Below are 26,854 nucleotides of genomic sequence, written 5' to 3'. Positions count from 1 at the left end.
ATATAAATTTTAAAAAAAGCGCGATGTACATTAATAATTTAATTTAGTCATTGATAGACTTCAAGTTAAGCAAGCCTGTGACAATCTTTTTGTCACAGGCTTTTCTAATGCAATCATAATGAAATCGCTGTGTAACTGCTAAATATTTATAGATTGGCATGTATTCAATGATCAACTTGAAATTATTTGGTGTCATAAAAGATTTCAAATATAATTAAGTTATTCATTAAAAAACGTTAGGAGTATCAACTATGACCAAAGTATATTTTAATCATGATGGTGGCGTTGATGATTTAGTGTCACTATTTTTATTATTACAAATGGAAAATATAGAACTTGTTGGTGTAAGTACGATTGGTGCAGACTGCTATTTAGAACCTTCATTAAGTGCTTCATTAAAGATTATAAATCGTTTTTCAGACGTTGAAATTAATGTAGCACCATCATATGAAAGAGGGAAAAATCCTTTTCCAAAAGAATGGAGAATGCATGCTTTCTTTATGGATGCCCTACCAGTGCTAAATGAGTCTTGTATACCCAAAAGATGTAAGGCTAGTGAGGACGAGGCGTATATAGATATTATTCGTAAGGTGAAGCGTTGTGATGAGAAAGTTACATTGTTATTTACTGGACCGCTTACAGATTTAGCTAAAGCTATAAACTATGACAACTCAATTTTAAAAAATATAGAGAAATTAGTTTGGATGGGTGGAACGTTTTTAGACAAAGGAAATGTTGAAGAACCAGAACATGATGGTACAGCTGAATGGAATGCATTTTGGGATCCCGAGGCTGTAAAAGTTGTATTAGATAGTGATATGATTGTCGATATTGTTGCTTTAGAAAGTACAAATCAAGTCCCTCTAACAATGGAAGTTCGTCAAATGTGGGCAGATAAAAGACAATATTTAGGCGTTGATTTTCTGGGCACAAGTTACGCAGCAGTACCACCACTCACACATTTTGTGACCAATTCAACATACTTTTTATGGGATGTATTAACTACTGCTTATGTGGGTTCTCCAAATTTAGTTGAATCAACGAAATTGAAAATTGATGTAGTCAGTCAAGGACCTAGTCAAGGGAGAACATTCCAATCTGAAAATGGACGTGAAGTTCAAGTCATTACGGATGTAAATAAACAAGCATTTTTTAAATACATAACGGATTTAGCAAAGAAAATTGAGTCCTAAGTTTTATTTGTTAATAAAAAGGTGCATCTACTTCAACTTATTGTAAACTTTTTGTTCATAAAAGTTTACAAGGGTGCTATAATAAAATCTATGTAAGGAGGATGAACAAGTGACTACAAAACATTTAGTTTATACAGCTTTAATGACTGCTATCATTTGTATTTTAGGTTTAGTACCAAGTGTACCTCTGCCATTTATGCCAGTACCTATTGTATTACAGAATATAGGAATCTTTTTGGCAGGAATTATTTTAGGGCGAAAACTTGGTACTACAAGTGTTATTGTCTTTTTATTATTAGTAGCTACAGGTTTACCAGTGCTTTCTGGAGGCCGTGGGGGAATTGGCGTATTTGCAGGACCTTCGGCAGGATTCTTATTCTTATATCCTGTTGTAGCTTACTTTATAGGTATTATTCGTGATGCATATTTGCATAAAATGAATTTCTTAGTGATTTTTATAGCTACACTAGTTATCGGTGTATTAGGATTAGATATATTAGGTACAATCATTATGGGCTTCATTATACATATACCTATCTCTAAGGCATTTATATTATCATTTACATTTATGCCAGGTGATATTATTAAGGCTATTATTGCAAGTTTAATAGGTGCAGCAATTTTAAATCATTCACGTTTCAAGACTCTTATTCAATAACTAAAAATTAATAATGAAGTTGATGAGGCGATATTTATGTCGAAAATAACTTTTAAAGATATTTATATTGATGGAAATAAAATAACTGAAGATTCTAGAAAGGTGATTTATCTCTTACCTTCTCAACCTTTAAAATATGCGAGTAACACGTGGATTTATAAAACGATGCCAACAATGAATCAATGGCTTAAAGACATTGAGGTACAAAAGAAAACGCATCTAAATCAATCATCCTATCATCTTTCATTTTCATTTCCAGCTAATGAAAATATAGATGAAGTATTGTTGGAAAAAATACGTGACCTAGGTTTTCAGATAGGAGTACTTGAGCTTTATGTCATTGAAGCTAAAGCGTTAAAGGAACTTTCACGCAAAAGAGACGTAGATATTCAACTTGTAACAAGTAGTAATATCAATGATTACCTTCATGTCTATGATGCGTTTGCACGGCCTTTTGGTGATAACTATGCCAACATGGTTAAACAACATATTTATAGCTCACACAACTTGGATGACATTGAACGTTTAGTTGCATATGTTAACCAACAACCAGTAGGAATAGTTGATACTATAATGACGGATAAAGCAATAGAAATAGATGGTTTTGGGGTTTTAAAAGAATTCCAACATCAAGGTATTGGTTCTGAAATACAAGCTTACGTTGGACGTATGGCTAACGAGCGACCTGTTATTCTTGTTGCAGATGGAGAAGATACTGCTAAAGATATGTATCTAAGACAAGGATATGTATACCAAGGTTTTAAGTATCATATTTTAAAAGAAAATATTTAAGTTAATTGAAATTTTACATCGAAGTGATAACCTAAGATGGATTATTAAATCTATCTTAGGGTATTTTTTATATGTTCAAAGGTAATCGGACATGTAGTGTTAACCTTAAAATTCATTTAAGTTTAAAATTAATTTATGATTCTTTCTGGATGACTATAGATATTAAAATGATTTTCTCGAATAAACCCAATTGCGGTAATGTTTAAATCTCTTGCAAGTTGTATTGCAAGTGAAGTAGGGGCAGATTTAGATAATATAATTCCTACACCGATTTTAGCCGCTTTGATTAAAATTTCTGATGAAATACGGCCACTAAAAATCAAAACCTTATCTCTCACCGATATATGTCGTTGAATACAATAACCGTATAATTTATCAAGAGCGTTATGACGTCCGATATCGTGGCGATGTTCAAAAAAGTCTTTTCCATCACTGATGGCAGCATTATGAAGACCACCCGTTTTTTTGAAAATAATACTTGCATCCTGTAATTGCGTCATCAAATTAATAACTTGTTTGGGTTGAAGTTGAATGTTTGTCATTGATGTTTTGGCAATAGCAGCATCATTTTGAAAATAAAATGCTCTGCTTTTACCACAACAGGAAGCCAGCACACGTTTTGTAGGATGTTCGAATTGTTGACCTACTGATTGAGTTAGTTTTACATGAGCGAATCCTTTACTTTCGTCAATATGAATGGATTGTAAGTCATTCCTCTTTAAGAATATACCTTCAGATGCAAGAAAACCTAAAGTCAATTCTTCTAAATGGTTTGGACTACAAATAATAGTTGCAAACTCAATATCGTTGACTTTAATTGTTAATGGCATCTCTGTTACACATGAATCCGATGCTGTATATAAGTGTCCATTCTCAAATTTGATTATAGTTTGTTTTTGCGTCACATCTTTTTTCATTTTTTTACCCCTTTAATCATGACTACTTATTATCTTAAATGTAACTCACTTCTCACTCTTTTGTATATCCTATTATTAGGAAAGGACTTTTAAGAAGATTTTATAAAGTCAATTCGAGTACATTTAGTTGTATAAATAATGACATAATTTATCACATTTTATTTCTTTTTCAAATATTATTTAAAGCGTATAATAAAGGTTAAATGGAGGTAGGCTATCATGAAAATAAAACATATTTTTATTACTATTTTAACATTAAGTATAGTATTAGCAGGTTGTACTAATGAGAGAGGTCTGAATAAAGAACAGAATGAAAAACAATCGCCAAAAGGTGATAAACAAGAACTTCAAGTTTCTGCTGCAGCAAGTTTGACTGAAGTCAGTAAATCATTAGGAAATGAATTTAAAAAGGACCATCCAAATGTAGAGATTAAATTTAACTATGGCGGATCAGGTGCGTTAAGACAGCAAATAGAAGCGGGTGCTCCGGCAGATGTCATGATGTCAGCTAACACTAAAGATATAGATCTGTTGAAGAAAAAAAACAAAGCACATGATACTTATAATTATGCAAAGAATCAGCTTGTATTAATTGGTGATAAAAATAAAAGTTATACCTCTGTAAAAGATTTAAATCAAAACGACAAACTCGCACTAGGACAAATAAAAACAGTGCCTGCAGGTAAATATGCAAAACAATATTTAGATGATCAACATTTATATGGTGATGTTAAAGATAAAATTATTTTTGCTAAAGACGTAAAACAAGTATTAAATTATGTGGAAAAAGGAAACGCACAGGAAGGATTCGTTTATAAAACAGACTTATATCAACAAAAGAAAAAAGCAAATAAAGTTAAAGTCATCGAAGAAATTAAATTAAGTAAACCAATTACTTATAAAGCAGGTGCAACTTCAGATAAAAAATTAGCTAAAGAATGGATAAACTTCTTAAAATCTAATAAAGCTAAACAAATTCTTAAAGAATATCAATTTTCTGTATAAGGGGTTCTGAGCTATGCCTGATTTAACGTCCTTTTGGATTTCTTTTCGTGTTGCTTTAATTAGTACAATGATAGTTACTATTTTTGGCATATTGATTTCTAAATGGCTATACAATAAAAATAGATATTGGGTAAATCTATTAGAAAGTTTTATCATTTTACCAATTGTGTTACCACCTACTGTTCTTGGTTTTATATTATTAATTATATTTTCAACAAGAAGTCCTGTAGGAGAATTCTTTACTAATATCTTACACTTACCAGTTGTATTTACTTTGACAGGTGCAGTGATTGCATCTGTCATTGTTAGTTTTCCCCTTATGTATCAACATACAGTGAATGGGTTTCGAAGTATAGATTCAAAGATGTTAAATACTGCAAGAACCATGGGAGCAAGTGAAACAAAAATATTTTTTAAATTGGTGTTACCATTATCTAAACGTTCTATTCTTGCAGGTATTATGATGAGCTTTGCAAGAGCAATAGGTGAATTTGGTGCTACTTTGATGGTTGCTGGCTATATTCCAGACAAAACAAACACATTGCCTTTAGAAATTTATTTTTTAGTGGAGCAAGGGAAAGAAAATGAAGCTTGGTTATGGGTGCTTGTATTAGTTGCATTTGCGGTAACTGTCATAGCGACTATTAATCTAGTTAATCGTGATACGTTTAGGGAGGTTGATTAAATGCTCACAATTAAATTGAATGGTGTGCTTAATCAGACGAAAATTAATATCAACATAGATGATCAACTCCCTAAGATATATGCGATACAAGGACCGTCTGGAATTGGAAAGACAACAATTTTAAATATAATTGCCGGTTTGAAAGCTATAAATTATTCATATATAAAGGTTGGTAAACGTGTATTAACTGATTCACGACATCATTTGAATGTTAAGGTTCAACAACGTCGTATAGGATATTTATTTCAAGATTATCAACTTTTCCCTAATATGAATGTTTATAACAATATAACGTTTATGACTAAGCCTTCTGAACATATCAATCAACTTATTCATACTCTAAAAATAGAGCATTTACTTGAAAAGTATCCTGTGACCTTATCAGGAGGTGAAGCTCAGCGCGTCGCTTTAGCTAGGGCGCTAAGTACGAAACCAGATTTAATTTTGCTTGATGAGCCTTTTTCAAGTTTAGATGATAAGACAAAAAAAGAAGGTGTCAAATTAATTTTAAAAATATTCGAAGCATGGAAAATTCCCATTATATTTGTAACGCATTCAAATTATGAAGCGCAGCAAATGGCACATAAGATTATAACAATTAAAGATTGAATAAAATATAGCAAGAAGTGCTATTTACCTGTTAATTTTAACAATTATTCGTATATTCAAAATATAAAGAGAGGTATAGGGATTTGATGCAAGAAAGATACTCGAGACAAGTGTTGTTTAAGCAAATTGGTTTAAAAGGTCAAAGTCAACTTGAGAAAAAACATGTACTTATAGTAGGTATGGGGGCGTTAGGAACACACTTAGCTGAGGGATTAGTGAGAGCAGGAATAAATAAGTTAACTATTGTTGATAGAGACTACATTGAATTTAGCAACTTACAACGACAAACACTCTTTACAGAGCGTGATGCAGAAGATGTACTACCAAAAGTAATCGCTGCACAGAAGGTTTTAAAAGAGATACGTAAAGATGTAGAGATAGATGCTTATATTGAGCATGTCAATTACAATTTCTTAGAGCAACATGGAATAGATGTCGATATTATATTAGATGCAACTGATAATTTTGATACGCGTCAGTTAATTAATGACTTTGCTTATAAACATCAGATTCCTTGGATATATGGTGGTGTTGTTCAAAGTACATATGTTCAGGCAACGTTTATTCCTGGGCAAACACCGTGTTTTAATTGCTTAATGCCTCAATTACCATCTATTAATTTAACATGTGATACGGTTGGAGTTATTCAACCAGCTGTAACAATGACAACCAGTTTACAACTCAGTGATGCATTAAAGTTATTGACTGGTAATAAGGTTAACACACACTTCACTTACGGGGATATTTGGGAAGGGGATCATTATACATTTGGTTTTAGTCGTATGCAAAATGAAGATTGTAAAACATGTGGTCATGCTCCAACATATCCACACCTTAATCAACATCAACAAGATTACGCGACCTTATGTGGAAGAGACACTGTTCAATATAAAAATCCTGATATTTCTCAGGAAATATTACTATCATTTCTCGAGCGAAATCATATTCAACATCGTACGAATTTATATATGACAATGTTTAGGTTTAGAGAATATCGAATTGTTGCATTTTCTGGTGGTAGATTTTTGATACATGGAACGACAGAACCTAAAAAAGCAATTCAATTAATGCATCAACTATTTGGTTAAATATAAGGGAGTGGATAAACATGCACAAACATCAACATCAGAATATTCATTTAAACAGACCGATTCATGTAGCAATTTTGACTGTATCGGATACGAGAGATTATGATTCTGATAAAGGTGGTCAACTGATTCAATCTTTGATAAATCAACATGAAAATCATGTTGATATTAATTATTATCGAATTGTTAAAGACGATATAGAAGCTATTACACACCAACTTAAGCTTTGGTTAGCTTCACCAAATCAACTAGATGTCATTATTACAACGGGAGGAACAGGTATCTCACAAAGAGATGTGACAATAGAAGCTGTTCGCCCATTATTAACTAAAGAATTAGAAGGTTTTGGTGAATTATTTAGATACTTAAGTTATACCGAAGATGTTGGTACAAGAGCATTATTAACTCGAGCTATTGCAGGTACCTGTGATAATACCTTGATTTTTGCACTTCCTGGCTCAACAGGTGCAATTAAACTTGCAATAGAAAAATTAATTAAACCTGAATTGAGTCACTTAGTGTTTGAATTAAATAAAGACATAAGAAATTAAGTAATTTCAAGATTTTAGATATAATGTACGAATTTTTAATTTATATAATGAATAGAATTATATATTTTTTCTGTGGAAGTCGCCAGATTTACCACCAGATTTAGATTCTAAGTACGTTTCTCCAATTACCATGCCTTTGTCTATGGCTTTTGTCATATCGTAGATTGTAAGTGCTGTAACTGAAGCAGCAGTCAATGCTTCCATTTCAACACCAGTTTTACCTGTTGTAGACACGATCGCTGTAATATTTAAACGATATGAATCATCATTATTTGAATCCCATTTGAAGGATACATCTATACCTGTAAGTGGTAATGGATGACACATAGGAATGATTGTAGAAGTGTTTTTAGCTGCCATGATACCAGCAATTTGCGCAGTATTAAGTACATTTCCTTTACTATTAGTATTTTGAGTAATTTGTCTATAAATTTTTTCATTAACTATTATACTTGAGTGTGCTTCTGCTATACGTTTTGTAATTTTCTTATTAGAAACATCAACCATTTTAGCATTACCTTGTTTATTAATATGTGTGAAATGAGTCATTTTTTCCCTCCTATTAGGAGTAAGTATATCATGAAAATTAATATTTTTTGGAGATGAGTGTATGTCTGTAGAGAAAAGAACGCCAATATCAGTTAAAGAAGCAATTAATCGTATTATGAAACAACATGTAGAAGTGAAGAATATCAATGTTAATTTAGATGAAAGTTTAGGACATATTCTTGCTGAAGATATTGTTGCGACCTATGATATACCAAGGTTTAATAAATCACCTTATGATGGATTTGCAATTAGAAGTGAAGATTCACAAGGTGCAAGTGGCGAAAACCGTATTGAATTTGAAGTAATAGATCATATCGGTGCAGGTTCAGTTTCAGAAAAAACAATTGATAAAAACCAAGCAATACGAATAATGACTGGTGCTCAGATTCCTTCTGGAGCTGATGCAGTAGTAATGTTTGAACAAACTATTGAATCTGAAACAACTTTTACAATTAGAAAATCTTTTAAACATTTAGAAAATATTTCACTACAAGGTGAAGAAATAAAAGCTGGTGATATCGTACTGCATAAAGGTATGCGTATTAACTCTGGTGTGATAGCAGTCTTAGCAACATACGGTTATACTAAAGTGCGAGTGGCTCGAAAACCAACTGTTGCAGTAATTGCTACAGGTAGTGAATTGCTTGAAGTAGAAGATGAGCTTGAACCAGGAAAGATACGAAATTCAAACGGACCGATGATTAAAGCATTAGCTAAACAATTTGGAATACAAGTTGGAATGTATAAAGTTCAGCATGATAATCTAGAAAAGAGTATTGAGGTCGTAAAAAAAGCTTTATCAGAGCATGATTTAGTAATTACTACTGGAGGTGTGTCGGTAGGAGATTTTGATTACTTACCAGAAATATACAAGTCCATCCAAGCGCAGATACTATTTAACAAAGTGGCTCAAAGACCAGGTAGTGTTACTACGGTTGCATTTGTAGATGGTAAATATTTATTTGGCTTATCTGGAAATCCTTCAGCCTGCTATACAGGATTTGAATTATATGTTAAACCCGCTGTAAATAAGCTCATGGGAGCTAAAGCTTGTTATCCGCAAATAATCAAAGCTACACTTATGGAAGATTTTAATAAAGCTAACCCATTTACACGATTGATTCGTGCTAAGGCAACATTAACAAAAGCTGGAATGACAGTAATACCATCTGGATTTAATAAATCAGGTGCAGTTGTAGCTATTGCGCACGCTAATGCTATGATTATGCTTCCTGGTGGTACACGTGGATTTAAAGCAGGTAACATTGTTGATGTGATTTTGACCGAATCTAATAGTTTTGAAGAGGAATTGATACTATGATTTTACAAATTGTAGGTATGAAAAATTCAGGGAAAACTACATTGATGAACCATGCGATATCATTTTTAAAAGAACGAGGTTATTCAGTAGCAACAATTAAACATCACGGGCATATTGGTGAAGAAATTGAATTACAGTCATCTGATGTTGATCACATGAAACATTTTGCTGCGGGCGCAGATCAAAGTATTGTTCAGGGGCATCATTTACAGCAAACAGTGACACGTAATAAGAAACAATCGCTTAGAGAAATAATTGAAAATTCTGTTACAATTGATTGTAGTATCATTTTAGTTGAGGGCTTTAAAGAAGAAAATTATGATAAAATTATCGTTTATAAAAATAATGATGAATTAAGAACTCTACAAAGACTTTCTCACGTCATAGGGAAAATAGAAACCAATCATCCACGAGCAAATAATCAACTTGAGCACTTACTCAACAAATTAATTAAGGATAAGGGAATGAATTAAATGAAGCAATTTGAAATCGTGACTCAACCTATTGAAACCGAACAATATAGGGATTTTACGATTAACGAACGTCAAGGTGCCGTAGTCGTATTTACTGGTCACGTAAGAGAGTGGACTAAAGGTATTCGTACACAACACTTAGAATATGAGGCTTATATACCAATGGCTGAGAAAAAATTAGCTCAAATTGGAAAAGAAATTGAAGAAAAGTGGCCTGGAACAATAACAACAATTGTACATCGAATTGGGCCGTTACAAATATCAGATATAGCAGTTTTAATTGCAGTATCTTCTCCTCATAGAAAAGCGGCATATGAAGCAAATGAATACGCCATAGAGCGCATAAAAGAAATTGTTCCAATTTGGAAAAAGGAAATTTGGGATGATGGTGCTGAATGGCAAGGCCATCAAAAGGGAACATATAATGAAGCAAAAAAGGGGTAAGCAAGATGAAAATTTTATATTTTGCAGAGTTAAAAGAGTTGCTCAATCGATCTACTGAAACAATACATTTAGATACGACATTAACTGTTCAAGAATTCGAGTCATATTTATTAAAACGCCATAGAGAACTTAAATCAAAAAAATTTCAAATTGCTGTTAATGAAGAATTCGTCAGACAAGATGATATGGTCCAACCAGGAGATACAATTGCGCTCATTCCACCGGTCAGTGGGGGTTGATCAAGATGAAAGCAATTATTTTAGCAGGTGGAGAATCTAGCCGATTTGGTAAAGCTAAAGCTTTTGCTAAAATTGATAATCAATATTTTTATCAAAAAATTATAGAAACGTTAAAATCTACAAATATGTTTAATCGCATTATCATTAGCACTAATTCACAATTAGCTTCTCAGTTTGAATATGAATATGTGATTATTGATGACGAACATCATCAAAATAAAGGGCCGCTAACAGGAATTTACTCAGTGATGAAGCAATACATGGATGAAGAATTGTTTTTCATTGTATCTGTTGATACACCAATGATTACTAGTAAAGCAGTGAATGGGTTATATCATTTCATGGTATCAAACTTAATTGAATCACGTTTAGATATTGTAGCATTTAAAGAAGGACAAATATGTATACCGACGATTGGTTTTTATACACTTTCGACGTTTCCTTTTATTGAAAAAGCTTTAAATTCAAATCATTTAAGTCTAAAGCATGTCTTTAAACAATTATCAACAGATTGGTTAGACGTTACTGAAATTGACTCGCCTCATTATTGGTATAAGAATATTAATTTTCAGCATGATTTGGACTCTTTAAAAATGCAGATAAATGAATAAGGAGGTCCAACTATGAAAGCGGTAATACAAGATAAATTAGGCCGTCCAATACGGGATTTAAGAATATCGGTCACTGATCGATGTAATTTCAGATGTGATTATTGTATGCCAAAGGAAATCTTTGGAGATGATTACACTTTCTTACCTAAGAATGAATTGCTTACTTTTGAAGAATTAATACGAATTTCAAAGATTTATGCTCAATTAGGAGTTAAAAAGATAAGAATTACAGGAGGAGAGCCTCTCTTACGACGCAATCTTTATAAACTTGTAGAGCAATTAAATCTCATAGATGGTATAGAGGATATTGGATTGACCACTAATGGCTTGTTATTAAAAAAACATGGAAAAAATTTATATCAAGCTGGTTTACGTCGTATTAATGTAAGTTTAGATGCGATTGAGGATAACGTTTTTCAAGAAATTAACAATAGAAATATTAAAGCGTCTACAATTTTAGAACAAATTGATTATGCAGTATCAATAGGTTTTGAAGTTAAAGTAAACGTAGTTATTCAAAAAGGGGTTAATGATAATCAAATTATTCCGATGATTGATTATTTTAAAAATAAAAATATTGAAGTACGTTTTATTGAATTTATGGATGTAGGTAACGATAATGGATGGAATTTCAATAAAGTTGTAACTAAAGAAGAAATGCTTAATATGATAGAACAACATTTTGAGATAAGTCCTGTAGCGCCTAAATATTATGGGGAAGTTGCTAAATATTTTCGACATAAAGATAGTGATGCACAATTTGGTCTAATTACGAGTGTATCTGAATCATTTTGTTCCACATGTACGCGTGCTCGATTGTCTTCAGATGGTAAATTTTATGGTTGTTTATTTGCCTCCTCAGAAGGGTTTGATGTAAAAGCCTTAATACGTAATGGAGCTACAGATGATGATTTAAAAGCACAATTTAAACGATTGTGGAGTATTAGAAACAATCAGTACTCTGATAAGCGTACGATGCAAACTATTGAGAATAATAGAAAGAAAAAAATTAATATGAATTATATAGGTGGATAGGCGTAGTTTAGAATTTTACTACTTATGGGATTTGGACATTATATTATAAGCATTTAAATTTAGTTTCAAAAGTTTATAATACTAATAAATTATATTAAATGAGCAAGAAACAATTAATACAGTTTTGAGTATTTATAGACAACATATGCTTAAGTCTTCATGTTAAACATTTTAAATCCATAATTTTATACATTTAGTTAGTTAATATAGCTACGACAAAACCTATTTAGATATTTTAAATGCCTTTCAACATATAACTGATTGTTTAAATTGTTTAATTTCAAAACAATATTTAGAGTCAATTTTAATATTTGTTATAGATTAAATGCAAAACCTGTAATATAATAAAAATAAGCAATTGAGTTTTATCACACAAACACAACATCCAAGAATCAACTTAGGAGGCATATTATTATGAGTAACAAAGTACAACGTTTTATTGAATCAGAGAGAGAATTAAGTCAATTAAAGCATTGGCTTAAAACAACATATCGTATTTCTATTGAAGAATTTGTAGTTCTTTACAAGGTTTATGCAGACACTAAAATTAGTGGTAAAGAGTTACGAGACACATTACATTTCGAGATGTTATGGGATACTAGTAAAATTGATGTGATTATTCGTAAAATCTATAAGAAAGAACTCATTTCTAAATTACGCTCAGAAACCGATGAAAGACAAGTTTACTATTTCTTCGATGCAAAGCAAAAGAAATTATTGGACAAAATGACTGGAGAAATTGAAACAATTAGTATTGCAAATTAAGGACAGTAAATTTTAAATCTAAAAGTGACTAAATAAATTATAAAATAGCAGCTACCTTATGAATATTAAGGTAACTGCTATTTTTGTTATTATTTATATCCTAATATGAGTGATATAGCGATGTTGGAGTAAAATCTACATAAAAGTCATTTTGGCATATTTAGGTAGTTTACTTAGACGTTTTTTTAAAATTCTAGCAGTTAATATACAGTGCTGTGAACCTTACGTCCGTGAACAATAATATAGATGACTAAAGTTGCAAATCCTAAAATACCCATGATTCCATATAATTGACTATAAGAAATCGTATGTGTGAAAAGACCTAGTAAGGATGGTCCAAATCCAATTCCTATATCTAAACCAATAAAGTAAGTTGATGTAGCTAAGCCATATTTATTTGATGGAGATACTTTTATTGCGATAGCTTGCATAGAAGATGACAAGTTACCATAACCAATTCCTAATGCGATACCTGCAATAAGTAATACCCATCCGTTAAAACTAAGCATCAGTAGAAGAAAAGATAATACTAAGAAGATAAATGCTGGATAAACAACTACATTTTCGTTTTTATCATCCATCAATCTTCCAGCAATAGGTCTTGTTATGAGGGACGCAATAGCGTAAAAAATGAAAAAGTAACTTGCTGATGTAACTAGATCTCTTTCAATAGCAAAAGCCTGTAAATAAGTTAAAATAGCAGCGTAAGTAACACCGATTAATAACATGACGAATGCTACCGGAATGGCTTCTTTGGCTACAAAATGAGCCAAATTGAACCGTTTATGTGTAATTGTGTTTTCTTTAACTGTTGTGAAATTAATTTTAATTAACAGTGATAATAGACCACTTATGACACCTAAAATTACACAAATAGTAAATAAAATATTGATAGAAAAGGAATTCATCAATAACATACCAAAAAATGGGCCAATAGCGGTTCCCAACACCAAACTTAATGAGAATAAACTGATACCTTCACTTTTGCGTGTAGGTGGTGTAATATATGCTGCTATTGTTCCTGTAGCAGTTGTAGCAACCGCTGTTGCTAAGCCGTTCAGTAAACGCACCATCATTAAGAACCAAACAGAACCAGGTATAAAATAAAGTAGCTGTGTTACTACTAAACATATTAAACCAAAAATGAGAATTTTTTTTGGACCAAATCGATTGACGTATTTACCTGTTACAAATCGACCTATTAATGATCCTACTATAAAAAGTCCGACTACGAGCCCAGCAACAGAATCAGAAGCATGGTATTCTGATTTACTGTAGCTCGCGATAACGACAATTAATAAATACATACATAGATAAACAAAAAAGTTAATAGCAAAGTTAATATTAAAACTCTTCGTAAAAATGGGGTCTTTAGTTATTGTAGACTGATTCATTACTGCTCCTCCTTTATCATTGCTTCATGAATTTGAGACATCGCATTTGTAATATCAAATACTTGCTCATCAGTTAATCCAGTTTTTTTTATAATATCTTGTTGAATGACAGTGACCTTTTTATTAATAGTTTCAAAGAGGCTTTGACCTTTGTCAGTTAAACTTAATAATTTCTCTCTCTTATCAACTCCTGTTTTTGTCATAACCCAACCATTGTCTAACAATACTTTAATCAACTTTCGTGTTGTAGGTTTTTCTATTGAACGACGATGAGAAATTTTTACAAGTGTAGTAGGTTGATAATTGGCGATATCTCTTAGCACAAGCCATTGGCCAGTATGAATCTGATGCTGATCTAATATAGGTTGTGTAAGTTTAATATAGGGTCTATATATACCTATAAAACTATTGAAAAATTCATTGGTTAAAATATCTAACACCTCATTGTTATATTAGTTAGCCTAGCTAACCATTTAAAAGACAGAGACAATTATATGACTAAAATATGAATTTTGCAATGGTCTTTGATTCCTTTTTAATATTTAAAGTAATTAAAGTTAGATTTTGTTAAAATGAGCAATAACATGTGGAGGGGATAAAGTTGAACTTAAAATTAGACCATATCATTCACTATTTACATCAATTAGAGTCATTTAAGTTTCCTGGAGAAATATTAGAATTGCAAAATGGTGGAAGACATCATCATTTGGGCACCTTTAATCAAATAGCACCGATTAAAAATAGTTATATCGAATTGCTAGATGTTGAAAATGAGTCAAAACTTAACAATGTAGCTAAAACTGAAGAAGGTCGTGTATCATTTGCTACAAAAATAGTGCAGGATCATTTTAAACAAGGCTTTAAAGGTATTTGTTTTAGAACAAAGGATATAGATCAAGTTAGAGATACTTTAGAAAATAGAGGCGTTGATGTAATTGGTCCTATTGACATGGAAAGAGAAAATAAGAAGGGGCATCAATTACGTTGGAGATTGCTATATATTGCTAACCCTGACTATAGAGTCAAACCACCTTTCTTTATAGAATGGGATAACAGCAGAAAGCAAAACCTATCACAAATACATAATTTCAACTTGTCAGAATTTGAAATTAAAGAGGTGATTATTACTAGTACTCAACGTGAAACAACAGTAAGTCTTTGGAAAGAATGGTATAACATGAAAATAGTAAATGAAACAGCTACATCTACTGATCTCAAATTAGAAACTGATAAAGTTATTTATAAAATAGAAGACGGCAAAGATTCCGGTTTTCATACATTAATAATGACCGATATCAATGCCACAGCTCCATACTCAATATTTATACGTGGTGCTAAATATCGTTTTGAGCCACCCAACTAGTATAAATATAGATATGCACTGTGAATAATTAAACCGATGTGTATGAAAGCGAAAACGGTAGATAAAATACTTAGAATCAATTCATAGTTTGTAGTACGTAAAAAAATAAAAAATATGGATATAATAAATATAAATGCTACGAAGATGACACGAAGACTAAAATATGAAATTGTTAGTGGGTGATTGATTGTAATAATGATTGCTACGAGATTTAGGATAATAAATAATAACAAAATAAATTTTCTCATATAAAAACCTCTTTACTAGTTGTTAGTAACCATTATATCAAGGGTAATAGTATTGAAAGAACTAAAACGGTTTGAAAGTGACATCGTCGACATCGTTCTCATTAAGATGTATAATTAAAATTACTGTAAAATAAAGGAGATATTTTAAACCATGGAAAAGATGAACATCACTAATCAACAACATGACGCATTTGTGAAATCTCATCCCAATGGTGATTTATTACAATTATCTAAGTGGGCAGATACGAAAAAATTAACAGGATGGTATTCGAGAAGAATTGCTGTCGGTGAAAATGGTCAAATTAAAGGTGTTGGCCAGCTACTATTCAAAAAAATACCTAAACTCCCATACACTTTATGCTATGTATCTAGGGGATTTGTAGCTGATTATAATAATAAAGAAGTGTTAGAAGCTCTACTTAGCTATGCTAAAGAAGTAGCAAGAGATGAAAAGTCGTATGCTATCAAAATAGATCCCGATGTCGAAGTTGATAAAGGTGCAGAAGCACTTAAAAATTTACGTGAGCTTGGGTTTAAACATAAAGGTTTTAAAGAAGGATTATCTAAAGACTATATTCAACCAAGAATGACTATGATTACGCCTATTGATAAAACAGATGATGAATTAGTTCAAAGTTTCGAACGTCGAAATCGTTCAAAAGTAAGACTTGCGCTTAAGCGTGGAACTAAAGTAGAACGATCAAATCGCGAGGGGCTTAAAGTCTTTGCTAATTTAATGAAGATAACTGGAGAGAGAGATGGTTTTTTAACTAGAGATATTAGTTATTTTGAAAATATATATGATGCACTTCATGAAGACGGTGATGCAGAACTCTTCCTTGTTAAATTAGAGCCCAAGCCAGTATTAGATATGGTTAATCAAGACCTTGAAGCACAATTAGCTGAGAAAGAGAAATTACAATCAAAAAAGCAAGATAAAAAGACACTCAATAAACTTAATGATATTGAAAATAAAATTAAAAAAACAAATGAATTAAAATCTGATTTAACAGAACTTGAAAAAAGCGAGCCAGAAGGTATTTACTTGTCAGGTGCGCTCTTAATGTTTGCAGGAAACAAATCGTACTATCTCTATGGTGCTTCATCGAATGACTATCGTGATTTCTTACCAAACCATCACATGCAATTTGAAATGATGAAATATGCACGAGAGCATGGTGCAACAACCTATGACTTTGGTGGTACAGATAATGATCCTGATAAAGATTCAGAACATTATGGGCTGTGGGCATTTAAACGAGTTTGGGGTACATATTTAAGTGAAAAAATTGGAGAATTTGATTATGTATTAAATCAACCGTTATATCATTTAGTTGAGAAAGTGAAACCTCGTTTAACGAAAGCCAAAATTAAAATATCACGTAAACTTAAAGGTAAATAACTACTACATTCAGATCTGAACGCTTCTATGATAAATTGAGAGCGTTCAGATTTTTTTATAAGAAAGGAAAAATTGCATGATTAAAAAATTATTACAATTTTCGTTAGGTAATAAATTCGCTATTTTTTTGATGGTAGTTTTAATTATATTAGGTGGTGTTTATTCAAGCGCCAAATTAAAACTTGAATTATTACCAGATGTTGAAAATCCAGTTATTTCAGTTCAAACTACAATGTCTGGAGCAACCCCCCAGTCAACACAAGATGAAATAAGTAGCAAGATTGATAATCAAGTACGTTCGTTGGCCTACGTAAATAGTGTGAAGACCGAATCTATACCAAATGCTTCTATAGTAACTGTAGAATATGATAATGGTACAGATATGGATAAAGCTGAAGAACAATTAAAAAAAGAAATCGATAAAATTAAGTTTAAAGACGGCGTTGGTGAACCTGAATTAACAAGGAACTCTATGGATGCTTTTCCAATTGTGGCATATTCTTTTACGAGTAATAATCAAAAGTTAAAAGACGTTACTAAAAAGTTAAATCAACAGCTCGTACCAAAATTGCAAATCATTGATGGTGTGCAAAATGCACAATTAAACGGTCAAACTAATCGTGAAGTATCGTTAAAGTTTAAACAAAAAAATTTAGATGAAAAAGGTTTAACTGCAAATGATGTTGAGAACTATATAAAAACGGCTACACGTGAAACGCCATTAGGACTTTTCCAATTTAATAAGAGTAATAAATCTATTATTGTTGATGGTCAATTTAAATCTGTAGACGCTTTTAAAAATCTTAAAATCCCTTTATCTATTTCTGGACAATCTGTACAAAATGATAGCGATTCCGACAGTGATAGTCTAATGCCAAGTGATAATACTCGCTCGACTAATAGTTCAACTCATATGGCACAAAAAGGCCAAATGCCATCTGTACCACTTAAAGATTTAGCAGATATTAGTGTCGGTGATGAACGTACTTCTATATCCAAGACAAATGGAAAAGATGCTGTTAACTTACAAATTATGAAATCACAAGATGCTAATACTGTGCAAGTTGCGAGAGAAGTTCAGAAAAAAGTAGATGAATTTGTACGTAATGAGAGTGGAATGAAATCTATTAAAACTATGGATACTGCTAAACCTATTGAAGATTCTCTTTATACTATGGTTGAAAAGGCCGCTCTCGGTACGATCGTTGCTATTATTGTTATTCTTCTGTTTTTAAGAAACATAAGAACTACAGCTATTTCAATTGTATCTATACCAATGTCAATATTAATTGCGCTCATAGCATTAAAATTAAGCAACGTATCATTAAATATTCTTACTTTAGGTGCATTAACGGTTGCAATCGGGCGAGTTATAGATGATTCTATAGTTGTCGTTGAGAATATATTTAGAAGATTATCTGATCCGAATGAGAAGCTCAAAGGGGAAAATTTAATTATAAGCGCTACTAGAGAAGTATTTAAACCTATTATGTCATCGACCCTTGTTACTATTGTAGTGTTTTTACCACTAGTGTTTGTGTCAGGTTCAGTAGGTGAAATGTTTAGACCATTTGCGCTAGCTATTACTTTTAGTTTATTAGCTTCACTACTTGTTTCGATTACCCTAGTGCCTTCTTTAGGTGCAACATTTTTTAAAAATGGCGTTAAAAATAGGGAACAAAAGGGAGGTCTAGGAGCAGTTGGGAGAGCCTATCGAAGCGCTTTGAATTGGTCACTTAATCATAAATGGATTGTGCTTATAGTTAGTATTTTTATTTTAGTTGGAAGTGTGGTCATAGGCGCAAGAAATCTAGGAACGAGTTATATTTCAACAGGAGATAATAAATTTTTAGCTCTAACATATACTCCAAAACCTGGAGAAACACAGAAATCTATAACACAACATGCTGAAAAAGTACAAAATTATTTAGATAAAAAAGATAAAGTAGAAACTGTTCAATATTCTATAGGTGGTCCTACACCACAAGATCCTACCGGTAGTACTAACAGCATGGCAATTATGATTAAATATCAATCTGACACGCCTAATTTTGACGAAGAGCCTGATAAAGTACTTAAACATATCGAGACATTTAAACAACCTGGAGAATGGAAAAATCAAGATTTAGGAACAGGAGCAGGTAATAATTCTGTTGAAGTAACTGTCAAAGGACCTAATACAAGTGCAATGAAAGATACAGTCAACCGTGTAGAGAAATTGATGACTGATATTAAAGGCATAACGAATGTTAAATCTGATTTATCACAGACGTATGACCAATATGAAATAAAAGTTGACCAAAATAAAGCTGCAGATAATGGTATTTCTGCTGCACAACTTGCGATGAATCTTAATGAAAACTTACCTGAGAAAACAATTTCTACAGTTAGTGAAAAGGGTAAATCTATCGATGTAAAGGTCAAACAAAATAAGCAAACAGATTGGTCTTCTCAAAAAATTAAAAACATTAAACTAAATAAGCCTACGGGCGGTACGATTAAACTTAGTGAAATAGCATCTCTCAAAAAATCATATACACCAAGTAAACTGACTCAAGAAGATGGCGATTATGCTACGACTGTTACAGGTAAAGTGACTGATAAAGATGTGGGTGGTAAATCTCAACAAGTCATGGCTAAAGTGAAAGATCTTGAGAAACCTAGTCATATTAAAATTAATGTCGGCGGTGCTACTGATGACATTGATAAGGCTATTTCTCAGCTTGCAATGGCGATGATAGCAGCAATTATCATAGTTTATTTAATTTTAGTTATTACATTTAGAGGTGGTCTGGCACCATTTACAATCTTATTCTCATTACCATTTACGGTTATCGGTGTAGTACTGGCACTCATCATTACTGGAGAAACCATTTCAGTTCCAAGTTTAATAGGTATGCTTATGTTAATTGGTATCGTTGTTACGAATGCTATAGTATTAATCGATCGTGTTATTAACAATGAAAAACAAGGTATGCAGATGAAACCGGCATTGATAGAAGCGGGTGGTACACGGATAAGACCTATATTAATGACAGCAATTGCAACAATAGGTGCACTAGTGCCGTTGTTATTTGGTCAAGACAGTTCAATATTAATTTCCAAAGGTATGGCTGCAACAGTAATAGGTGGATTAATTTCTTCAACGCTACTCACACTCTTTGTAGTACCGGTTATGTACGAAATTTTATTCACTTTGAAAAATAAACTTACTAAAAAGTTTAATATGTAAAAAAAGACTTAGGTAAGATGATTATACTTACCTAAGTCTTTTATATTATTTAATATAATATAAAAATTAAAATAATAAATATAACAAATAATAAAAGTGATAAGATATTTAAGATGCTAACACCTTTTTTATCATCTTTTAATTCTTTAAAACCAGTCACTTCAACATTACCAACTAAAAGTAATAAAACGACAAATACCCACCAATTTTCTTTAGGGAACTGTAACGTCGTCAAAGCAACTACAAATAGTAACAATATGCCCATAACAATTCTCAAGATTCGAGTTATGACAGAATGCATTTTAAAAATACTAATGTACGAAACAATTAAGTATAAAACAGGCAATAAAATAAGATAAAGTTTCATAAAAAGCCACCCTTTCTATTACGAATAATATATTAGCACGATAAAAATCATATGACTAGAATGCGAGTAGAGATGAGTCGTATTAATTGGTTGTCGTAGCTTCATACGTTGCTTTGTAAACCAAAATTTAAAAATTCTAGAAATACGTGTTTGTTAAATCGCTTATTGATTGTCAATATGGTAACAATGTTTAAAACATTGATTTTTAGATTCTAATGTCATCTAAAATTGGCAAAAAAATTTTAATAAATTTTGTAGTTTAAATTTATACTTATGGGTTAAACAATCAACGTGCTAAATTTTAGGATTGTTGATTTAATTTTGAACGTACATAGGCGATTTCTTGTTCAATATTTTCAAGTTGTTTAAGTAGAGGGTCAATATCTTGATGAAGCGACTCACGTTTTTCTAAATCGTTTTGTAATCGTGTATAATCATATTTAAGTTCTGATAACTTTGAATTCAAGTCCATCGTATCATTCTCCTCTTCAAAGGGTTAATAGTAGTAATTTTTACATTTAATAAAGATTATATCACGAAATACGATACTTCTAAATAAGAGGGACACGATATCAAAGTACTCATTTGTATAAACTAGAAAGAAGGAATCAATGTGACTGAACAATTTGTCATAATTATATTATTAATAGCACTTGGTTATTTTCTTAAACGTATGAATTACTTGAAAGCAACTGATAGTCAAGTACTTTCAACTTTAGTGTTAAATGTTACATTACCTTCACTCGTTATAGTTAACTTAAATAGTGCGAAATTAGATGTATCTTTTTCAATATTGCCTATAATGATGATTATTTACGGTATAGTAGCTAAAATTATCGTAATTTGGTTTTTTAGAAAATATGATAACCATATGCGTGGTTCTGTTGGTATGATGACTGGATCTATGAATATTGGTTTGTTTGCATATCCGTTGGTTGAAGCGATATGGCCATCTAAAGGTATGATATATTTCGGAATGGTTGATATTGGCGGGGCCATTATCATGTTTGGTATTACTTATTTTGTAGGAAGTTATTATAGCGAAGGTAGTGACCAATTTAACTTCAAATTTTTAGGGAAAAAATTAGTTCAATCAGTCCCATTAGTAACCTATATGATTATGTTTGGATTGAATATGTCTCATATTCATATATGGCAACCAGCTATTGATTTCTTTAGTGTATTATCAAAGGCGAATATGCCTTTATCCATGATATTATTAGGTGTAATGCTTAATTTTAGTATTGAGAGAGAATACCTCCCTGTAACAATAAAATATCTTTGTTTACATTACGGGTTAGGTGTGTTAGCTGGAACACTAGTTCACTTTTTATTACCTGTATCTGATGATATGATTAAAACAACCTTGCTTATAACGTGGTTATTACCAGTAGGAGTAGCAATTATACCGTATTCGATTCAATTCAAATATAAGACATTACCGTTTGTTGGAATGGTAACTAATTTAACCATTATTATTAGCATTATCATTTTGTATATTTATCAAGCTGTATTTGTATAAAAATTGATTGCACAATTAATATGCTCATTTATATATAGCTAAAAAAAGCTATGAAGAAATATATCATTGTAGATATCTTCATAGCTTTTTTATTATAGTTTGTAACTTATATTCAGCCGATGACTGATGCTTTTTAAGACTACTATTCACTATCAAATGATGACACTTTATTTCTAGTTAAAATTGAAAAAATGCAACTTAGCCTTTACCACCCATAAATGCTGGATAGTTCATCATGCCACCATCAACGTACAATGTTGTACCGTGTATATAACTTGCAAGATCTGAAGATAGGAATAGTACTGCATTAGCTATATCTTGAGCATTTCCAATTTCACGTGCGGGTATCATTTTTATTGTTTCTTCACGCGTCGTTGGGTCAGAAAATTTTTCTTCAGTGTGTTCAGTAACAATTGCCCCAGGGGATATATTATTAATACGAATACCATACTGAGCATATTCCATTGACATTGTTTCCATCATTAATTTTAAGCCACCTTTACTTGCGGCATAGTGTACATAATTAGGCCATGGAATAGTGTCATGAACACTTGAAATATTAATAATAGTACCTTTTTTGTTTTCCTTTAAAAATTGATTGATGGCTTCTCTTGAACCTACAAAGGCGCCAGTTAAGTTTATGTCAATAACTTTTTGCCAGTCGTCAATCGACATTTCATGAGTTAGGATTGAATTTTCGAATCCAGCATTATTAATTATAATGTCTAAAGTTCCAAAGTGATTAATTGTTGTTTCGATCATTCGTTTAATATCTTCTTCAATTGAAACATCACCTTGAACCACCAATGTTTGACCACCAAATTTAGCAACAGTTTGTTTAATTTCCTCAATTTCATCATGATGTCGATCAGAACGGTAATTTATAACAACCTTGGCCTTAGCTTTACCAAAGTTTTCAGCAATAGATTTGCCAATTCCAGTGGCAGCTCCGGTAACAAGAACCACTTTATTTTCTAATTCTTCAAACATTATGTTACCTCCCTAAAGTTTAAAATTCTATTTTAAGTTGCCTAAAATGATTGAAGCTATAACTATAACAATAATACCTGACCAAATACCAATCATTTGGCGACGATCTTTTTTCTCCCCTAGAATAAAGATACCCCCTAAAGTTGAAACAATAACTAGGAGTTGTGATAATGAGAAACTAGTTGCAACACCAACTTTAGGTTGTGAATAAAACATAAATAAGTTACCGATACCCCAGATAACACCTGGTATAAGATTTAAAGCAGTAGATTTAATTGAAGTATTATGGTTCATTGAAAGAACTAATCCTCCAATTGCCATACCAATTGATTGGAAGAAGAGAGCATCTGTACCGCTTACTCCAAAAATATCTCCAAGAACTACATAACCTACGTAACCGATTGTTGATAGAAGTAATATTCCCATTGCTTTTTTAAATTCCGGGTTATCGGATTTGCCTTCACTTTTGGCTTTAAGTGATGTTAAAGAAATACCTACAACCAATAAAATCATTGCTATAAGTCCCAGCACTACTTGAACAATCGTGCTCCATTCACCTAAGAAAATAGCACTAAATAGAGTGGTACCGACAAGTTGCATACCCGTTGAAATAGGCATCGTTTTAGATACACCTATTAAATGCACTGATTTTAATTGATTTCCTTGACCAAAAGCCCATAGAGCTCCTGATACTAAACCGACAATAATTACTGTTAGATTATCAAACGCTGCGTGTCCAGTAGCTAGTAGAGAAAATCCGATAAAAAGTGTCCCTAAAGTTGTACCTCGAATCTGATTATATGGTCCACCACCTACAAAAACATTTATAATGACTACACTACCCCAAAACAGGGCTGGTAAAAGTGCTATCAAAAAATCTACAATTTGCACTTATTACTCACTCTCCTAAGAACAAAATTAAGTGTCCCAATTACACTCGAAGTCATTCTATAGTAATTAAAAAAAGAAGTAAAAAACAACACCTTAAAAGTGCTGAAATTTTTAGTAAGGAAAATATTCATAATAAGAGATAATGAGTTTTTGAATAATATGATTGAACAAGATATGTACATATATATAACTATCTTAATTAATTTTATATATAGTAATATACAAAAAAAGATACATGTTACAATGTATGTAATTCTATAACATGATGTACTTTATAAATGTGAAAGGAAAATTAAAATGAAATCTTTAATCTTAGCTGAAAAACCATCGGTTGGAAGAGATATCGCTAATGCTTTGAATCTTCAACAAAAAAGTAATGGTTATATAGAAGGGAAACAGTATATTGTGACTTGGGCATTGGGGCATCTTGTGACAAATGCAACGCCTGAACAATATAACCCTTCATATAAAGAATGGAATTTAGAAGATTTACCTATCATTCCTAAGAAAATGAAAACAGTAGTGATTAGTAAAACAAATAGACAATTTAAAGTTGTAAAATCTTTAATTTTAGATAAAAATGTTAAAGAAATTATTATAGCAACAGATGCTGGACGAGAAGGTGAACTTGTAGCTCGTCTTATTTTAGATAAAGTAGGTAATAAAAAACCAATCAAGCGTTTGTGGATTAGTTCAGTTACAAAAAAAGCCATACAAGAAGGATTTAAACAGTTGAAAAATGGCAACGCGTATCAAAATTTATATAAAGCAGCACTTGCACGAAGTGAAGCAGATTGGATAGTAGGGATTAATGCAACACGTGCACTAACGACAAAATATGATGCGCAATTATCATTAGGTCGCGTACAAACTCCAACAATACAGTTAGTTAAATCAAGACAAGATGAGATTAACTATTTTAAATCTGAAAAATATTACACGTTATCCATTAATGTTGATGGTTACGATTTAAATTTTAACCAACAAAAGCGATATAAAGATAAAAAAGAATTAGAATTGATTGAACATGAAATTAAACATCAAGAAGGAAAAATATTAGAAGTTAAAGGAAAAAATAAGAAATCTTACGCGCAACCTTTATTTAATTTAACAGATTTACAACAAGAGGCATATAAACGTTACAAGATGGGGCCAAAGGAGACACTAAATACATTACAACATTTATATGAGAGACATAAGTTAGTAACCTATCCCCGTACAGATTCTAATTATTTAACACATGATATGGTCGATACAATTCAAGAACGGTTAAGAGCAATTCTAGCTACAGATTATAAATCTCATGTTCGAGATTTAATATCTGAGACCTTTTCTTCTAAAATGCATATTTTTAATAATCAAAAAGTTTCAGATCATCATGCGATTATTCCTACGGAAGTTAGACCTTCAATTGAACAATTGAGTCAACGAGAGTTTAAAATTTATATGCTAATAGCAGAAAGATTTTTAGAAAATTTAATGAATCCTTATTTATATGAAGTTTTAACAATCCATGCACAACTGAAAGGTTACCATTTTGTTTTAAAAGAGAAAATACCTAAACAATTAGGATATAAAGCTTTAAAAGATCAATCCTCCTCGAATACTTTAACGCATTCTTTTAAAGAAGGTCAGTTATTTAATGTACATCGTATTGAGATTCATGAACATGAAACAAAGGCACCGGAATATTTTAATGAAGGTTCATTACTTAAAGCCATGGAGAATCCACAAAATCATATTGATTTGAATGATAAAAAGTATGCAAAAACACTTAAACATACGGGGGGGATTGGAACTGTAGCAACTAGGGCTGATATTATAGAAAAGTTATTTAACATGAATGCTTTAGAGTCGCGAGATGGCAAAATTAAAGTTACATCAAAAGGAAAACAAATTTTAGAATTGTCTCCAAGTGAATTAACCTCACCTATACTAACAGCCCAATGGGAAGAAAAATTAATGCTTATCGAAAAGGGGAAATATAATTCTCAGAAATTCATACAAGAAATGAAAAACTTTACATTTAAAGTGGTAAATAAAATTAAAAGCAGTGAGCAAAAATATAAACATGATAATTTAACAACAACTGAGTGTCCAACATGTGGTAAGTTTATGATTAAAGTCAAAACTAAAAATGGACAGATGCTTGTATGTCAAGATCCAAAATGTAAAACTAAGAAAAATATTCAACGAAAGACCAATGCACGTTGCCCTAATTGTAAGAAAAAAATGACCTTATTTGGTAAAGGAAAAGAAGCTGTTTATAGATGTGTATGTGGCCATACAGAAACTCAATCACAAATGGACAAAAGAATGAGAGATAAAACGAATGGTAAAGTGTCACGTAAGGAAATGAAAAAATATATAAATAAAAAAGAGGAAATCGACAATAATCCATTTAAAGATGCTCTGAAAAATCTCAAATTGTAGATAAATATCGAACTTCTTTGTGACTTTAGACTAAAAAGTTCGTTTTTGGTATTGTTTTTTAAGAAATTTGATATTAA

The 26,854-nt window shown here is 31.6% G+C and carries 28 protein-coding genes; 20 read left to right on the top strand and 8 right to left on the bottom strand.

Features of this window, described 5'->3' with window-relative positions; genetic code table 11:
* Positions 1-251 precede the first annotated feature (251 nt).
* The 3 genes from HMPREF3058_RS04060 (at position 252) to HMPREF3058_RS04050 (ending at position 2,643) form a co-directional block, all read left to right on the top strand.
* Complete coding sequence (locus HMPREF3058_RS04060) at positions 252-1,193, top strand: nucleoside hydrolase (protein ID WP_002447300.1); 942 nt, start codon at positions 252-254, stop codon at positions 1,191-1,193.
* A gap of 109 nt (positions 1,194-1,302) precedes the next feature.
* Positions 1,303-1,851 (top strand): biotin transporter BioY, encoded by a 549-nt coding sequence (locus HMPREF3058_RS04055; protein ID WP_002491578.1) that lies wholly within the window; start codon positions 1,303-1,305, stop codon positions 1,849-1,851.
* A 36-nt stretch (positions 1,852-1,887) separates the two neighbouring features.
* Entirely contained in the window at positions 1,888-2,643 is a 756-nt protein-coding gene (locus HMPREF3058_RS04050; protein ID WP_002491558.1) for a GNAT family N-acetyltransferase, read from the top strand.
* A 128-nt stretch (positions 2,644-2,771) separates the two neighbouring features.
* Here HMPREF3058_RS04050 and fdhD read toward each other — a convergent pair whose 3' ends face one another.
* Positions 2,772-3,560: a formate dehydrogenase accessory sulfurtransferase FdhD gene (gene fdhD, locus HMPREF3058_RS04045; RefSeq protein WP_002491575.1), complete on the bottom strand. Its 789-nt coding sequence runs from the start codon at positions 3,558-3,560 to the stop codon at positions 2,772-2,774.
* 219 nt (positions 3,561-3,779) lie between these two features.
* Between fdhD and modA the strand changes: the two genes are divergently transcribed.
* The 5 genes from modA (at position 3,780) to HMPREF3058_RS04020 (ending at position 7,498) form a co-directional block, all read left to right on the top strand.
* A complete protein-coding gene (modA, locus tag HMPREF3058_RS04040) occupies positions 3,780-4,565 on the top strand; it encodes a molybdate ABC transporter substrate-binding protein (protein WP_002491559.1) in 786 nt (261 codons plus the stop codon).
* 13 nt (positions 4,566-4,578) lie between these two features.
* On the top strand, positions 4,579-5,250 hold the full coding sequence (modB, locus tag HMPREF3058_RS04035) for a molybdate ABC transporter permease subunit (RefSeq protein WP_001832420.1): 672 nt from the start codon (positions 4,579-4,581) through the stop codon (positions 5,248-5,250).
* Positions 5,251-5,859, top strand: a complete 609-nt coding sequence (locus tag HMPREF3058_RS04030) for an ATP-binding cassette domain-containing protein (RefSeq protein WP_002487082.1) — start codon at positions 5,251-5,253, stop codon at positions 5,857-5,859.
* An 86-nt stretch (positions 5,860-5,945) separates the two neighbouring features.
* A complete protein-coding gene (locus tag HMPREF3058_RS04025; RefSeq protein ID WP_002487102.1) occupies positions 5,946-6,947 on the top strand; it encodes a ThiF family adenylyltransferase in 1,002 nt (333 codons plus the stop codon).
* A gap of 20 nt (positions 6,948-6,967) precedes the next feature.
* Positions 6,968-7,498: a MogA/MoaB family molybdenum cofactor biosynthesis protein gene (locus HMPREF3058_RS04020; protein WP_002447308.1), complete on the top strand. Its 531-nt coding sequence runs from the start codon at positions 6,968-6,970 to the stop codon at positions 7,496-7,498.
* Between the two features lie 57 nt (positions 7,499-7,555).
* On the opposite strand, the gene moaC is transcribed toward HMPREF3058_RS04020, so the two are convergent.
* Positions 7,556-8,047: a cyclic pyranopterin monophosphate synthase MoaC gene (moaC, locus tag HMPREF3058_RS04015; protein WP_002499563.1), complete on the bottom strand. Its 492-nt coding sequence runs from the start codon at positions 8,045-8,047 to the stop codon at positions 7,556-7,558.
* Positions 8,048-8,108: 61 nt separating this feature from the next.
* Here moaC and glp point away from each other — a divergent pair, with 61 nt between their 5' ends.
* The 7 genes from glp (at position 8,109) to HMPREF3058_RS03980 (ending at position 12,935) form a co-directional block, all read left to right on the top strand.
* A complete protein-coding gene (glp, locus tag HMPREF3058_RS04010) occupies positions 8,109-9,368 on the top strand; it encodes a molybdopterin molybdotransferase MoeA (protein ID WP_002487081.1) in 1,260 nt (419 codons plus the stop codon).
* Positions 9,365-9,841: a molybdopterin-guanine dinucleotide biosynthesis protein B gene (gene mobB, locus HMPREF3058_RS04005; protein WP_002475355.1), complete on the top strand. Its 477-nt coding sequence runs from the start codon at positions 9,365-9,367 to the stop codon at positions 9,839-9,841. Before glp ends, mobB begins: the two co-directional genes overlap by 4 nt.
* On the top strand, positions 9,842-10,285 hold the full coding sequence (locus HMPREF3058_RS04000; protein ID WP_002491577.1) for a molybdenum cofactor biosynthesis protein MoaE: 444 nt from the start codon (positions 9,842-9,844) through the stop codon (positions 10,283-10,285).
* Positions 10,286-10,290: 5 nt separating this feature from the next.
* Positions 10,291-10,524, top strand: coding sequence for a molybdopterin converting factor subunit 1 (gene moaD, locus HMPREF3058_RS03995; protein WP_002475369.1), 234 nt, complete (start codon positions 10,291-10,293; stop codon positions 10,522-10,524).
* A 5-nt stretch (positions 10,525-10,529) separates the two neighbouring features.
* Entirely contained in the window at positions 10,530-11,135 is a 606-nt protein-coding gene (gene mobA / locus HMPREF3058_RS03990; RefSeq protein ID WP_002499564.1) for a molybdenum cofactor guanylyltransferase MobA, read from the top strand.
* Positions 11,136-11,147: 12 nt separating this feature from the next.
* Positions 11,148-12,170, top strand: a complete 1,023-nt coding sequence (gene moaA / locus HMPREF3058_RS03985) for a GTP 3',8-cyclase MoaA (protein ID WP_002491550.1) — start codon at positions 11,148-11,150, stop codon at positions 12,168-12,170.
* Positions 12,171-12,584: 414 nt separating this feature from the next.
* Positions 12,585-12,935, top strand: coding sequence for a SarA family transcriptional regulator (locus HMPREF3058_RS03980; protein WP_001832414.1), 351 nt, complete (start codon positions 12,585-12,587; stop codon positions 12,933-12,935).
* A gap of 200 nt (positions 12,936-13,135) precedes the next feature.
* Here the strand turns inward: HMPREF3058_RS03980 and HMPREF3058_RS03975 are convergent, their stop codons facing one another.
* Together HMPREF3058_RS03975 and HMPREF3058_RS03970 are read right to left on the bottom strand one after the other, a co-directional pair.
* Entirely contained in the window at positions 13,136-14,329 is a 1,194-nt protein-coding gene (locus HMPREF3058_RS03975; RefSeq protein ID WP_002491581.1) for an MFS transporter, read from the bottom strand.
* Positions 14,329-14,769 (bottom strand): MarR family winged helix-turn-helix transcriptional regulator, encoded by a 441-nt coding sequence (locus tag HMPREF3058_RS03970; protein ID WP_002447317.1) that lies wholly within the window; start codon positions 14,767-14,769, stop codon positions 14,329-14,331. The genes HMPREF3058_RS03975 and HMPREF3058_RS03970 overlap by 1 nt, the downstream gene beginning before the upstream one ends.
* A gap of 161 nt (positions 14,770-14,930) precedes the next feature.
* Between HMPREF3058_RS03970 and HMPREF3058_RS03965 the strand changes: the two genes are divergently transcribed.
* The 3 genes from HMPREF3058_RS03965 (at position 14,931) to HMPREF3058_RS03955 (ending at position 20,574) form a co-directional block, all read left to right on the top strand.
* Positions 14,931-15,692 carry a VOC family protein gene (locus HMPREF3058_RS03965; RefSeq protein ID WP_002491568.1) on the top strand — a complete coding sequence of 254 codons (762 nt, stop codon included), beginning with the start codon at positions 14,931-14,933 and terminating at the stop codon, positions 15,690-15,692.
* A 399-nt stretch (positions 15,693-16,091) separates the two neighbouring features.
* The gene (locus HMPREF3058_RS03960) at positions 16,092-17,342 is read left to right on the top strand and encodes a lipid II:glycine glycyltransferase FemX (protein ID WP_002447319.1); all 1,251 of its coding nucleotides are present in this window, start codon (positions 16,092-16,094) and stop codon (positions 17,340-17,342) included.
* Between the two features lie 76 nt (positions 17,343-17,418).
* Positions 17,419-20,574: an efflux RND transporter permease subunit gene (locus HMPREF3058_RS03955; RefSeq protein ID WP_002491548.1), complete on the top strand. Its 3,156-nt coding sequence runs from the start codon at positions 17,419-17,421 to the stop codon at positions 20,572-20,574.
* 49 nt (positions 20,575-20,623) lie between these two features.
* Here the strand turns inward: HMPREF3058_RS03955 and mspA are convergent, their stop codons facing one another.
* Together mspA and HMPREF3058_RS03945 are read right to left on the bottom strand one after the other, a co-directional pair.
* Positions 20,624-20,941, bottom strand: a complete 318-nt coding sequence (mspA, locus tag HMPREF3058_RS03950; protein WP_002438539.1) for a membrane stabilizing protein MspA — start codon at positions 20,939-20,941, stop codon at positions 20,624-20,626.
* 301 nt (positions 20,942-21,242) lie between these two features.
* Positions 21,243-21,413: an SE1832 family protein gene (locus tag HMPREF3058_RS03945; RefSeq protein WP_002447321.1), complete on the bottom strand. Its 171-nt coding sequence runs from the start codon at positions 21,411-21,413 to the stop codon at positions 21,243-21,245.
* Positions 21,414-21,554: 141 nt separating this feature from the next.
* Between HMPREF3058_RS03945 and HMPREF3058_RS03940 the strand changes: the two genes are divergently transcribed.
* Positions 21,555-22,463, top strand: coding sequence for an AEC family transporter (locus HMPREF3058_RS03940; RefSeq protein WP_002457946.1), 909 nt, complete (start codon positions 21,555-21,557; stop codon positions 22,461-22,463).
* A gap of 198 nt (positions 22,464-22,661) precedes the next feature.
* On the opposite strand, the gene HMPREF3058_RS03935 is transcribed toward HMPREF3058_RS03940, so the two are convergent.
* Both HMPREF3058_RS03935 and HMPREF3058_RS03930 read right to left on the bottom strand, forming a co-directional pair.
* Entirely contained in the window at positions 22,662-23,453 is a 792-nt protein-coding gene (locus HMPREF3058_RS03935) for a glucose 1-dehydrogenase (protein ID WP_002491555.1), read from the bottom strand.
* Positions 23,454-23,480: 27 nt separating this feature from the next.
* Positions 23,481-24,344, bottom strand: coding sequence for a GRP family sugar transporter (locus tag HMPREF3058_RS03930; RefSeq protein WP_002447324.1), 864 nt, complete (start codon positions 24,342-24,344; stop codon positions 23,481-23,483).
* 297 nt (positions 24,345-24,641) lie between these two features.
* Here HMPREF3058_RS03930 and HMPREF3058_RS03925 point away from each other — a divergent pair, with 297 nt between their 5' ends.
* Positions 24,642-26,777, top strand: a complete 2,136-nt coding sequence (locus HMPREF3058_RS03925; protein ID WP_070731145.1) for a DNA topoisomerase III — start codon at positions 24,642-24,644, stop codon at positions 26,775-26,777.
* Positions 26,778-26,854 lie beyond the last annotated feature (77 nt).

This window comes from Staphylococcus sp. HMSC068G11, assembly GCF_001815825.1.
Taxonomy (GTDB): domain Bacteria; phylum Bacillota; class Bacilli; order Staphylococcales; family Staphylococcaceae; genus Staphylococcus; species Staphylococcus epidermidis.
This window is presented reverse-complemented; position numbering and strand designations above follow the sequence as displayed.